At 48.7% G+C, this 13,685-nt stretch carries 9 protein-coding genes; 3 read left to right on the top strand and 6 right to left on the bottom strand.

The genetic code is table 11. The features are described from left to right. The 6 genes from Q1V74_RS04275 to apbC are packed head-to-tail and all read right to left on the bottom strand — an operon-like array spanning nt 1 to nt 10,557. Nucleotides 1-1,206 (bottom strand): NAD(P)/FAD-dependent oxidoreductase, encoded by a 1,206-nt coding sequence (locus tag Q1V74_RS04275; RefSeq protein ID WP_300647206.1) that lies wholly within the window; start codon nt 1,204-1,206, stop codon nt 1-3. 3 nt (nt 1,207-1,209) lie between these two features. Next, nucleotides 1,210-3,471, bottom strand: a complete 2,262-nt coding sequence (locus tag Q1V74_RS04270; RefSeq protein WP_260649371.1) for an arginine/lysine/ornithine decarboxylase — start codon at nt 3,469-3,471, stop codon at nt 1,210-1,212. Between the two features lie 12 nt (nt 3,472-3,483). Then, complete coding sequence (dcd, locus tag Q1V74_RS04265; RefSeq protein ID WP_260649372.1) at nt 3,484-4,047, bottom strand: dCTP deaminase; 564 nt, start codon at nt 4,045-4,047, stop codon at nt 3,484-3,486. Nucleotides 4,048-4,096: 49 nt separating this feature from the next. After that, complete coding sequence (locus Q1V74_RS04260; RefSeq protein WP_300647204.1) at nt 4,097-7,660, bottom strand: translocation/assembly module TamB domain-containing protein; 3,564 nt, start codon at nt 7,658-7,660, stop codon at nt 4,097-4,099. After that, complete coding sequence (locus Q1V74_RS04255; protein ID WP_300647218.1) at nt 7,660-9,414, bottom strand: BamA/TamA family outer membrane protein; 1,755 nt, start codon at nt 9,412-9,414, stop codon at nt 7,660-7,662. The genes Q1V74_RS04260 and Q1V74_RS04255 overlap by 1 nt, the downstream gene beginning before the upstream one ends. Before the next feature lie 57 nt (nt 9,415-9,471). Continuing rightward, nucleotides 9,472-10,557, bottom strand: a complete 1,086-nt coding sequence (apbC, locus tag Q1V74_RS04250) for an iron-sulfur cluster carrier protein ApbC (protein WP_260649375.1) — start codon at nt 10,555-10,557, stop codon at nt 9,472-9,474. Between the two features lie 87 nt (nt 10,558-10,644). Here apbC and Q1V74_RS04245 point away from each other — a divergent pair, with 87 nt between their 5' ends. From Q1V74_RS04245 to Q1V74_RS04235, 3 genes are all read left to right on the top strand, one after another. After that, complete coding sequence (locus tag Q1V74_RS04245) at nt 10,645-10,929, top strand: hypothetical protein (RefSeq protein WP_300647202.1); 285 nt, start codon at nt 10,645-10,647, stop codon at nt 10,927-10,929. A 152-nt stretch (nt 10,930-11,081) separates the two neighbouring features. Continuing rightward, on the top strand, nt 11,082-13,154 hold the full coding sequence (gene metG, locus Q1V74_RS04240) for a methionine--tRNA ligase (RefSeq protein ID WP_300647200.1): 2,073 nt from the start codon (nt 11,082-11,084) through the stop codon (nt 13,152-13,154). A 99-nt stretch (nt 13,155-13,253) separates the two neighbouring features. Continuing rightward, on the top strand, nt 13,254-13,685 hold a 432-nt coding region (locus tag Q1V74_RS04235), incomplete at its 3' end, for a cation diffusion facilitator family transporter (protein ID WP_300647199.1).

Genomic DNA, 13,685 nt, shown 5'->3' with positions numbered 1-13,685 from the left:
TTATAAAGCTCGGCCACAAGCCACAGCTGACGCCCATGCCCATTGAAAATTATAACCCCCAAGCCAACCCGTGACATCCACTGCTTCCCCAATAAAATATAAATTTGGGTGGGTTTTAACGGCCATGGTTTTCTGATTAAGCTCGTTCGTATCGACGCCACCACGCATCACTTCCGCTTTTTTATACCCTGCTGTACCGGTTGGAAAAAGCGTCCAAGACTGTAGCGCCTGCCCCAGTTGTAATAAAGCCTTATCCCCCATATCTGCCACTTTTTTTTGCTCCCAACCAGCGGGTAAGATTTGCATTGCGTTTAGCCATTGCTCCACCAGTCGCCGCGGCAAAAAAGTAGCTAAATAATTATCCAATTGCTGTCTATTGCCTTTTTTAGCCGCCACCAACTGCTGTCCCAAGTCTTGTTCTGGCAGCAAGTTAATACAAATGCTTTGTCCCGGCTGCCAATAGCTGGAAATCTGCAAAATACCTGGACCAGATAAACCGCGGTGTGTGAAGAGTAAATCTTCCAAAAACTGAACCCGTGGCTTTGTTTGATTCGATAACATGACCTCGGCACTCACACCGCTTAAGGGCACAAAAGGCTTCCATGATGATGCATCGAACGTCAACGGCACCAATGCAGGCCTAGGCTCAACAACTTTTAAACCAAACTGTCGAGCCACACGCAAGGCAAAATCCGTCGCCCCCACCTGAGGTAAAGCCATGCCGCCAGTAGCGATCACTAACTGCTCACAGGCAATCGCGCCCCCATCTGTAGCAAGCTGATAACCACTATCCGTTTTTTGAATGGCTTGTACAGCACAAGGCATACGCCATGAAACATTACCTTTGGCACACTCCTGGCGCAAAAGCTGAATGATGGACTCACTGGAGTCATCACAAAACAACTGCCCTTTATGCTTTTCGTGCCAAGCAATCCCGTACGCATTGACCAACCGCAAAAAGTCTTGTGGCGTGTACGCTGACAAAGCCGAGCGGCAAAAATGCGGATTTTGAGAAATAAAGTTTTGGGCGGTGGTACCAATATTGGTGAAATTACAGCGACCGCCCCCAGAAATGCGAATTTTTTCTGCTAGCTTTTTGGCGTGGTCGATTAAGACCACGCGCAAGCCTCGTTGCCCTGCCACGCTGGCAGCCATCATACCCGCAGCGCCGGCACCGATAACTGCCACATCAAAATGAACCGCCATGGATTAGTCTTCGCGAATACAGTCTACATAATAACGGGGTTGACCATCGGGCCCGATATCTTGTGCCAAGCCATGTACATACGTCTCAAAGCCTGGAAACTGGGCATTGAATTCCCGTGCAAACTGTAAGTAATCCACAATCATACGATTAAAGCGCTCACCAGGAATAAGCAAAGGAATCCCAGGAGGATAAGGAGTTAATAACACCCCTGTCACTCGCCCTTCTAGTTCATCGATGCTGACGCGCTCAACTTCGCGATGTGCCATTTTTGCATAGGCATCTGAAGGCTTCATCGCCGGCACCATATCGCTGAGGTACACCTCGGTGGTTAAACGCGCCAAATCGTATTTCTTATAGACCTCGTGAATCTGCTGACACAAGTCACGTAAACCTAAACGGTCATAGGTGGGGTGCGCCTTGCAGAAGTCTGGCAAAATACGCCACAAGGGCTGATTACGATCATAATCGTCCTTAAACTGCTGCAAAGCCGTCAACAAGGTATTCCAGCGACCTTTAGTGATCCCGATGGTGAACAAAATAAAAAAGGAATACAGGCCCGTTTTTTCTACCACCACCCCATGCTCTGCCAAATATTTAGACACTAACGCGGCAGGGATTCCAGTTTCTGCAAAGGTACCCGAAATATCCAACCCCGGCGTCACTACCGTAGCCTTAATGGGGTCCAGCATATTAAAGCCATCGGCAAGCTCACCAAAACCATGCCAACGATCATTGGATTTCAAAAGCCAATCATCGCGTGAGCCGATCCCGTCGGTTGCTAGCTTATCGGGGCCCCATACCTGAAACCACCAGTCGTCTTTACCGTACTCAGAGGAAACCTTACGCATTGCGCGCCGGAAATCCAACGCTTCTTTGATGCTTTCCTCGACTAAAGCGGTACCCCCAGGGGGCTCCATCATCGCAGCGGCGACATCACACGACGCAATAATGGCATACTGCGGCGAGGTTGATGTGTGCATCAAATACGCCTCGTTAAACACATTGCGATCCAATGCTCGGTTTTCAGCATCTTGTACTGTAATCTGAGACGCTTGTGACAAACCGGCTAAAAGCTTATGCGTTGAGTGAGTGGCATACACCATCGTATCTTTACAACGCGGGCGATCCGGACCAATCGCATGCATGTCTTTATAAAAACTATGAAAAGCGGCATGCGGTAACCACGCTTCGTCAAAATGCAACGTATCAATGGTTTCACCCAGCGTTTCTTTGATTTGCTCAACGTTATAAATCACCCCATCATAAGTGCTTTGCGTTAACGTTAAGATGCGAGGCATTTTGTTCGCGGCCTCGCGCGCAAAAGGGTTCGCTTCGATTTTACGCTGAATATTTTCGGGAGAGAATTCCTCTAAGGGAATCGGGCCAATAATCCCTAAGTGATTACGCGTGGGGCGTAAAAATACCGGAATCGCCCCCGTCATGGTAATCGCATGCAATATGGATTTGTGGCAGTTACGGTCTACCACCACAATATCGTTGTTCGCTACGTTGGCATGCCAAACTATTTTATTGGACGTAGATGTGCCATTCGTAACAAAAAAGCAATGGTCCGCATGAAAAATACGTGCTGCGTTCGTTTCCGCCTCGGCTACAGGACCGGTGTGATCCAACAACTGGCCCAGTTCATCGACGGCATTACATACGTCCGCACGCAACATGTTCTCGCCAAAAAACTGGTGAAACATCTGTCCCACAGGGCTTTTTAAAAACGCCACCCCACCCGAGTGCCCAGGACAGTGCCAGGAATATGAGCCGTCCGAAGCGTATTTCACCAGCTCACGGAAAAAAGGAGGAGCCAAACCGTCTAAGTAAGAGCGCGCTTCGCGGATAATATGGCGCGCCACGAACTCTGGGGTGTCTTCAAACATGTGAATAAACCCGTGTAATTCGCGCAAAATATCATTAGGAATATGTTGCGACGTACGGGTTTCACCATATAAGTAAATGGGGATATCCTCGTTTCTAAAACGTAATTCGCCGATAAATGTGCGCAGATTTTTAATCGCTGCCGCCACATCCTCGGGGGAGTCCTCATCAAATTCCTCGTCATCGATAGACAAAATAAAAGCACTAGCTCGGCTTTGCTGTTGAGCAAAGGTACTTAAATCACCATAGCTCGTAACGCCGAGAACTTCGACGCCCTCAGCTTCGATGGCATCGGCAAGGGCACGAATCCCCAAACCGGATGCATTTTCAGAACGAAAGTCTTCGTCGATGATGACGATAGGAAAACGAAATTTCATGCCGACTAGCTCCTACGTGCGTGGCAAGGTAACGCCTAACTGGCCTTGATATTTACCACCCCGATCGCGATAAGAAATCTCGCAGACCTCATCACCACCAAAAAATAGCATTTGGGCACAGCCCTCTCCGGCATAAATCTTGGCAGGAAGTGGAGTGGTATTGGAAAACTCTAAGGTAACATGCCCCTCCCATTCAGGTTCAAGTGGGGTAACGTTAACAATAATGCCACAACGAGCATACGTGCTTTTCCCTAAGCACACTGTTAACACATCGCGTGGAATACGAAAATATTCAACTGTGCGAGCTAGAGCAAACGAGTTAGGTGGAATAATACACACATCCCCCACAAAATCCACAAAAGATTTTTCATCAAAATTTTTGGGATCAACAATAGTGGAATTGATGTTCGTAAAGATTTTAAATTCGTTGGCGCAACGTACATCGTAGCCGTAACTACTGGTGCCATAACTCACAATGCGCTGTCCATTAATTTCACGGACCTGACCGGCTTCAAAAGGCTCAATCATGCCTTTTGCGGCCTGCTGTCGAATCCAACGATCACTTTTTATACTCATAGTACCCTCTGCTAGGCTGAAGAACCACCCCAGCCCTAAATAAATGGATTTAATCGCGCGAGAACCAACGATAAATTAAAGCCAAACCATTTACCGTACCTATGCTCATTTCAGCAGTTAAACGTCGGGATAAACGGTAAGTTGCTCGCCCTACCGTACCAGTATCCGCCAAGGCTTGGCGCACACTCACGGTAATATCATCGGTCAGCTTTTTGCTTGCCTCGACAAAACGACGCTCCACTTCACTGACCTCGCTTTCCGGCGAGCTCGCCGTGCTATTGGCGGGTAACACCGTTCCGGCACCACCCAGCTCACCAGAGCGCATGGATAGCTCATCAATGCCAAACTTACGGTAAAACGGCTCTCCATCACCCAAAAACGAGCTCCCAACAGATAGTAACAAAGCCAAATCGCCGCTGCTTTCATCTGGACCATGGCCGAATAATAGCCAAGATAATTTTTCTAGCTCAGAGACCTCGGGAATAGAGATCAAATCAATTTTGGGACGACGTGCTGTGCCACCCACTTTTACACCAGCCTCTACACTCAAACCAGTACGAAGCGCCTGAATATCCAAAATAGGGCTAGTAATATCCCCCTGGAAGGTAATCGTACCCCGACGTAACTGTAGACGCTGCCCATACATCTCGATGGCGCCGCCTCGGGTATTGAGCGCCCCCAGTGCCGTGATTTGCCCATCGATCATATGAATACGCATTTGACCAATCAGACCGGAGTTCACCCCATAACCCGTTAAATAAAATCGCGGACCCAAATCGACCTCTAGATCCATCGCCATATTGATAGGCGCCGCCTCTTGATCGTCTTGGGTTTTTACCGGATCGGTAGAACGAATCACCACCACATCACCATCTACCGTTGGAATCCCGCCCAGCATATCTAGATTAAACCAGCCAGCATCTGCCGTAATTTTACCGCTTAAGTTGATCTGTGGTAAGACGGCATGTAGATGTAAATCTCCGGTTACCATGGCGTAACGGTCCGCCCGTTGTAACAGAGGATAGCGATACAGCTCCACATCAAAATTCCCTGTATTGCTATCTAGCTCCCAATAGCCATTTAAATTCAAAAACCCGCCTTTAGCGTCCTCATTTTCACTAATCCATGTTGCGGTGCGCCATTCTTTGGGTTCCACGCGTAATTGCGCAGGAAAATGCAAGCGCTCTACAGTGAATCGATTATCATTAAGCGAGGCTTTCAGTTCCCCATCGAGCAAGCGCACACCATCATCAAGACGAGTGACCTTAAGGTGATGCCCAAGAATATCCCCTTGAGTACTAAAGCCACCATTGGTTAAGCTTTGTAAGCGCACATTGGCAATTAACTCTCCGCCTAGTTCCAACTGATCTTTTAAAATCAAACTAGTCCATGCCAAGTTATCTATATGAGCATCCACAACCAATTCTTTTTTATCAGCAGTACGTAATGTAATCCCCGTCTCTTTGCTATAGTGGATTGGGCTGGTACCATTCACTTTGATATAGCCCATGTCTTTAGTTTGAACCAACGCATCCGCACGAATAACACTACGTCCCCCTGCCCCTGGAGTGATCTCAACCGTGACTCCGGCCTCTTCTAAGCCTAGCGCGAACGCGGGCTCCGCGGGCACCATTAAATCCCCAGCTAATCGACGCAATTGAATTTTGCCAGCCAATGCCTCTTGCAGTGCCACATCCCAGTCTAACTGGATGGAAAGATCCTCTAAGGCTGTAAGACGCTCCCTTCTGTCAACCACACCACCTCGTTTTTCGTTATTGTTCTCCAGCCCTAAACGTCGCATCAGCTCAGTGACTCGCTGCGCAGAAAGCTGTAGTGCCTCGGTGTGGCCTTTTGTGCTAAAGCCAGTCGCATCCACATGCGTTTTTTGATGCTGTAATGTCAGCCATGGCGTGTTATCAATAGCAGCATGCAAAGCAAAAGCTCCCACATCCACATCTAAAGGTTGCTGCGCTGTTGGCAACAAAATCTCTATGGAGGCTGCTTGGGGTATCTGCGCCCCTAAACCAGCGTGGTGCAACTGTACTTGTCCCAACTGCCCATTCCAACTAGGCGCAGCGCTATTAGGCTCCCAATTTCCTTTGAGCGTAAACTGAGCCTCGACTGGACCATTCCCAATTTTTGCTTTAGGGTCTCCGTGCAGCTGATGAGTTAGATGCGCCTTAAGCTGATGGCTAAACAAGCTTCCAACCAGCTTTGCTTCTACCTCTGTCGCTCCTACTTGATCTAGGCTTGGCCACAGCTGTTTCAAAGCCGGAGCCTTGACCAAAAGCTGCAACGTATCATCTGACAGCCCAAATGCCCCCTTAAGCTGTAAATGATTATTACCTATACGCACATCTATATCACTGTTTTTTATCGTGTACGCCTGCCATAAGGGCACAGCTGTATCAAGCGGCGCTTGAGCCACATCCATATGAATACGACCTTGTGCTACCTGACCATTCCAACGGCTTGTTTCTTCTAGTTGTAATTGCAGCTGAGCCTGCTCTAACTGAGTGCCTGAGTGCCCTAGCTGGGCTTGATAATCCCCTTTTAACGTTACTTTGGCAGGCAGCTGCATATCAGGCAACCAAGCTCCCACATCAAAATCCTGTGCTTGTATTTGTCCCACCAGTCGGTCTCGCGTTGGATCCTGCTCATCGCGTTGCCAATCTAAATGCGCCTGCAAGTGCGACTGGTCGGGCAGTGCAGCACGCACTGTAGTATCACGTAATGGAAAAGCTTGATCCAATTGTAAATTGGCCTGTGCCTCGGCCTCTAGCCCTTGACCTGCAGCCACTAAAGAAAGCACCGACTGCTGTAAAGAACCCTGCCATTGTGCCGTGAGATTTACCGCACAATAAGGCGCCTCAGGGTCACGCCACTCGACGGCTGTCGTATCTTGTAAATGAGGTGGTAAATATTGATCTAAGCAAATAAGGTGCTCCGGTGTATCGGTGCTGACTCTTGCTTTTAACGTAGCTTCGCTATCCCACGGTGCGGCTAGCTCATGTAACTGGGCTTGCACCTGCGTGTCCACCCACAAATGCTCATAACCCACGCGAGCAGAAAGTAGCTGTAATTGCGCCCCCTCCTGATCAAGCTGAGCTTTGGCGCGCAATTGCAGCTGACTTAAATCTACTGGTAAAGCCTGACCTTGCTGCCATAAATAAAAAGCATCAACGCCTAAATTTTCCACATGAACCGTAACAGGCAAAGAAGGCATCGTAAATGGCTCGGTATCGGGCTCCTTGGGCTTGGGATCACCATCTAACCATACGGCGATGCGTTGCGCCGATAGCGTTTGCACATACAGCTGCCGGTTATGCCATAAACGCGGCCAGTTCACCTGAACGACGGCACCATCAACCTCCAGTCGAGTTTGATCAGGCAGGGCTAGCTGCACATGCTCCACCTCCAGCCCATGCCATAAGCTCCCCGTAACGCCGCGACTTTCTCCATCAAATTGCAAAGCTACCGTATTCATTGCCCACCGAGACCCAGTCGGTGTTGCTATGAGCCAGTACACAAAACCCGATAGCACGAGCAGTATCACAGCAAGAACAGGCAAGCCCCAAAACACCACATGGCGGAAAATTCGATTGATACGCATTAAAAAGCGATCCCTAAAGAGAAATGCAAACGTATGTCACGTGTTTTTTGACCGTATGCTAAATCCACATAAAAAGGACCGGCTGGAGTACGTACTGCCGCTCCCACCCCATAGCCCCAATGAGGGCTTAAGTCTCTAAAGGATTCCCCTGCATCGCCCACATCCACAAAGGTGCTCACACCATACGTCGAGTTAAAAAAATACTGGTATTCCGCACTTAATACAGCCAAAGCAGGTGCACCCACTACTGCTGAGCCACGCTCTCTACCTATGCTGTAGTATTTATAGCCTCGTATAGAACGAGCTCCACCGGTTCTAAAACCAAAACCCATAGGGATACGATCGGCGTTAGGCCATACTTTCCCAGCCTCTGCACGCAACATAAACACATCATTTTTCCCAATGGGAATCCACTGTTGCGCGCGCAACCCCGCCCGATATAAGGTTTTTTTACCCCCGGACAAAGGGTAGTTGATCCCAATATCCATATCAAATAAATTTCCCTCTCGTGGGTCATATTTATTGTCCACATTGCGGCGCAGGACTTGCCAAGTCGCTTCTAAAGAGGTGCCGCGCTGCGTAGCCGGCTCACCACTGACTTTGCTTTCATCCCATACCCCCATTAAACTCCATTGCGTTTCATAGTCAGCGCGGGTATTAGTATCAAACTCATATTTACTTTTTATCCCCGTCGCGGCGCGGGTTTGCTTTAAGCCTTCAATATCCTGATGTTCATACAACACCCCAAAACTATTTTTAAAGCCTTTATACGTAGGAGGAAAATGCACATCAGAAAAAAACCGCTGTCGGTCTTTATCCACCCCTAGACCGGTTTCCGTCCAAACGGGCTGACCAAAAACGATATTCTGCCGATAAAACGCCTCTAAGCGTGGCCCATGATCACTATCCACCCCTAGAGAGCCTGTAAAGCGTCGCGCTGGAGCCTCGGTAACACGAACGGAAACGGGCATTTCCACCTCGCCGTCAGCACGAACTCGCTGCCCTTGCGCCTGCTCATCAAGCGTGACAAAAGCTCCCCTAAAAAATGTCGTAGATTGCAAAGCCTGCTGCCAATCATCCAATTTATCTTGATCATAAGGCTCGCCCGGCTCATAGCGAACATAACGCCGGATAAGCTTTTCTGGGACTCGTTTTAAGCCCGAGGTATAGAGCTCACCCATGCGCACCCGTGGGCCGCTACGAATCGCTAAATCTAGATCAGCGGTATTTTTATCGGCAGTAACAGTGGCTTGGGTATGGGTATACCGCGCATAATAAAAATCTTTAGATTTAACGCTTTGAAGCAAATCTGCTTTGGCATCAGACCAGTCCTTATTTAAGAACACATCGCCTTGATTTAACGGCCATGCCTCGCGAATTTTTTGTACTCGAGGGGCAAACTCAGGCTCGTTGATTTGACCACTAAAACTCAAATCCACGTGCCGAACTCGCGTTTGCTCCCCCGGCTCAATTAAAATATCCCACGTTTCCCCCTGGTAATCCTCTCCTACCTCTAGGGTCACAATCGGATCATAATAGCCTTGGGTTTGCAAAGCCGAGACCGTGGCATCGTGCGCACGCCGCCGCAAGCGCGATATTTCGTCAAGATCCTGATCTTCCGCTAACCGCGTAATAGCATCCACAGCGCCATATATGGCTTTTAAGGCCTGGGGACCTACCCCGCCTGGATCAATAACCACCTCTGGGGTGGACGGTGTTTCAGAGCTGGTTTCTGCCCACCCGGTAACAGGCATCAAGCACAATATCGCAATTAGGGCGCGCACACGCATGCATTATCCCTTTAAATCAAATTACAAAGGACGAGGAACGACTTTAGGACGCTGCCAAGAGGTGTCCGCGGGTAAGGTGGCAATATGCGCAGCGACCTTGGTGGCAATTTCATGGTAGAGCTTTGCTTCAGCGCTGTCTGGCGCGGCGACCACGGTGGGATTACCGGAGTCAGTTTGTTCACGAATGGCCATAGCCAAAGGCAACGCACCCAACCACGGTACGTTGTATTTCTCAGCCATTTCACGCCCACCATGCTGACCAAAAATAGCTTCAGCATGACCACAGTTGGTACAAATGTGCATCGACATATTTTCTACGATACCCAATACAGGAACATTCACCTGCTGAAACATTTTGAGCCCTTTACGCGCATCCGCTAATGCCATGTCTTGCGGGGTTGTTACGACCACGGCTCCCACCAACGGGATTTTTTGTGCCATCGTTAAAGCAATATCACCTGTTCCGGGGGGCATGTCTACGATCAAATAATCCAAATCATGCCAGGCTGTTTGCGTAATCAATTGCGTTAGTGCCTGTGTCGCCATCGGACCACGCCAAATCGCTGGTGCATCCTCTTGCATTAAAAAGCCCAGCGAGTTTGTCTGGATGCCATGCGCTTCTAGGGGCTTCATGGATTTACCATCAATAGAGCGTGGGCGCTCGTTAATCCCAAGCATGATTGGCGCACTCGGACCATAAATATCAGCGTCTAAAAGACCAACCTTAGCACCTTGTTGGGCTAAGGCTAAAGCCAAGTTCACAGAAGTTGTACTTTTACCAACCCCCCCTTTGCCCGACGCCACAGCAATGATATTGCGTACATTCGGTAAAGGGCGCAAACTATCTTGTACGGCGTGCGTTTGTATACGTGCATACACGCTGAGCTTAGCGACTTCCAAACCTAATGGAGTAACCGCCTCTTGAATTCGTTGCTTTAATACCCCATCTGCATCATATAGCGGATAAGATAATGTTAAGCTTAATGTCAGCTTGTTGTCCGTTAACTGAATTTCACAGCTCTGCGAGGACACATCCAGCTTTTTATGGGTATTGGGATCAATTACCGCAGCAACGGCAGATAAAATTTGTTCGTTAGTTACATTCATTGGTTAACAAACCCTAAAAAAATGACTAACACGCTAAAACTAGCGTACTAGAGGAATTATCTTCTTCAAAAAGTGTCATACACTATTATGAATACATTTAATCAGATTCTACGCTCTATCCTCTTCTTTGTATTAACGCTTGTAGGGATGTTCATGGCGGCTATCTTTATGGTGTCTACCGCCATTGCTGTCGCTATTTTATACATTGTAGCGCGCATCAGCGGGCGTCCTTTTGCGTTCAAATCCTACTGGGAAAAACGTCGTCCCCGTCGTTATAGTCCCTCTTCATTTAGCCCAAAAACGGCGGCTCGCGCCACAACGGCACGTAGCCCCCAAAACGTGACAGACATAGAAATGCGCGAAATTCCTTAAAAAACTAACGGTTTTTCGCGGCATCTGCTATGCTTGCCTAGCATAGGTTAGGCGAACTTACATCAGTCGCTACCTAGCTGTCATATATTTTTACCATTTTGTTTGATTGGCTCGCCTTTGGCGGGCTATAGCCCTTTATAGGTTTTAGATTTATGTCGCGCACGATATTCGTTACTACCGCACTCCCATATGCTAATGGTTCCTTCCACATCGGTCATATTATGGAATACATCCAAGCCGATATCTGGGTGCGCTCAATGCGAATGTCCGGCCATACAGTGCATTTTGTTGGGGCGGATGACGTTCATGGTGCGCCCATTATGCTCAAAGCCCAAAACGAAGGGATCACTCCAGAAGAGCTGGTCGCTAAAGTCGCAGCCGAACGCCCTTTGTACTTGAATGGCTTTCATATCGAGTTCGATCATTGGCACCGTACCAACTCCCCTGAAAACGTTCAACTCTCACACGAAATCTACAATAAGCTCAAAGCCGCTGGCTTTATCGAAAGCCGGGTTATCGAACAGTTTTATGACCCCGTCAAGGGCATGTTCCTGCCCGACCGTTATATTAAGGGCGAGTGCCCTTCATGTGGCGCCAAAGAGCAATACGGTGATAGTTGCGAGGCCTGTAGCTCTGTTTACTCGCCCACCGATCTCATCAACCCTTATTCAACATTAAGCAACGCACGTCCCGAACTACGTAGCTCCGAGCATTTTTTCTTTAAACTCTCGGACCCTCGTTGTGTGGCCTTCCTCCAAGAATGGACCACAGGCACCGACCCAAACGGACGTCCACGTTTGCAGTCCGAAGTTCTCGCCAAAACTCGCGAATGGCTAAGTAACGAAAATGGCGAAGCTGCTCTATCTGACTGGGACATTTCCCGCGATGAACCGTATTTTGGGATTCCTATCCCCGATGCCCCCGGCAAATACTTCTACGTTTGGCTAGATGCTCCCGTTGGCTACTTGGCCTCGCTCAAATCCTACTGCCAAGAAAAAGGCTTAGATTTTGACGCTTTAGTCGACCCAAACGGCAATACTGAGCAAGTCCACTTTATCGGCAAAGATATTGTGTACTTCCACGCCCTATTCTGGCCCGCTATGCTTAAGTTTTCTGGGCGCAAAACACCAGACTCTTTACGCGTACATGGCTTTATCACTCTAAGCGGCGAAAAAATGTCTAAAAGCCGCGGTACCGGCATTTCACCATTACGCTACTTAGAGCTTGGTTTAGATGCGGAATGGATGCGCTACTATATTGCTGCTAAGCTTAACTCCCATGTGGAAGACGTAGACTTTAACCCCGATGACTTTGTGGCGCGTGTTAATAGCGACCTGGTGGGTAAATACGTCAATATCGCCAGCCGAGCCGCTAACTTTATTGGTAAGTTTTTCGATGGCCAGCTCGGTTATGTTGGGGACACCAGCGCCATGCAGGCCGAATTCAAAGAGCTTGCCCAAACCGTTAGCCATAATCTAGAGATTGGCGAATACGGTCGTGCCGTTCGTCAAATCATGGGCTTAGCCGATAAGATCAACCAGGCTTTTGATAATGCCCAGCCGTGGGTTTTAGCTAAAGGCATTGCCGAGGCTTCTGAGCAAACCAAAGCCCAGTTGCAAGACATTTGCTCGCGCGCCATCGCCGGGTTTAAAGCCTTATCCGTAATGCTTAGCCCCATTGTGCCCGCGTTAACCCAGCGCGTTGCTACCGAACTCTTTGGCATGGATCGCCGCTTTGTCTGGGCAGATGCCGCTACCCTCCCCACATCGATCGCTCGCTTTAAGCACCTTTTACAGCGGGTAGATCCCAAGCAAATGGATGCCCTTTTTGAGCCGGCAGAAGTTGAAATGGAAACCCCTACTCCAGGCGGTGAAGCCATTGCCGAGACCATCGACTTCAAAGACTTCATCAAAGTCGATTTACGCGTAGCAAAAATTGTAGAGTGCACAGAGGTCGAAGGCTCTGATAAATTATTGCGTCTCATGTTAGATGCCGACGAAGGGCGCTTACGCCAAGTTTTTTCCGGTATCAAGTCTGCCTATAAACCCGAAGACTTAGTGGGCAAGCTCACTGTATTGGTGGCCAACCTAGCTCCTCGTAAAATGCGTTTTGGCGTATCTGAGGGCATGGTCCTAGCAGCTAGCCACGCAGATGAAAAGGAAAACCCGGGGCTCTACATACTGGAGCCGCACAGCGGCGCCAAACCTGGCATGCGAATTAGCTAATAATCATTCTCATTCAAGGCACTAATAAAAATTAGTGCCTTTTCTTTTACCACCATCGCCTCTGGCATTGATTGTTTTCTATTTATTCTGAATTACACCATGGAAAAAATCCGTACCCAAGACCTTAAACGCACGCGCGCAGCCACGCGCTCAACCATGGTTAGCGTAGTCGTCAACCTCATTTTATCGCTGCTCCAATTACTCATCGGGTTATTTGCCAAGTCACAAGCCTTAGTCGCCGATGCAATTCACTCCCTTTCCGATTTGGTGTCAGATGGCATTGTGTTAATCGCTAATAAACACAGTGCCAAAGGCCCGGATGAGAACCACCCCTACGGTCATCGGCGCTTTGAGACCGCCGCCACGTTAGCTGTTGGTGTCATTCTTTTACTGGTCGGAGCAGGCATGCTCTGGAATAGTTTTAGCAAACTACAAAACCCAGACCTGATTGAAAAAGTACACCTCATTGCCCTACCGGTCGCTATTATTGCCTTAGTCGCCAAAGAACTCCTATTTCGCTACTTATTACGG

The sequence above is a fragment of the Paenalcaligenes sp. genome, assembly GCF_030152715.1.
Lineage (GTDB): Bacteria > Pseudomonadota > Gammaproteobacteria > Burkholderiales > Burkholderiaceae_B > Paenalcaligenes > Paenalcaligenes hermetiae.
Note: the sequence above shows the minus strand (reverse complement) of the source record. Positions and strands in the feature narration are given on the sequence as shown.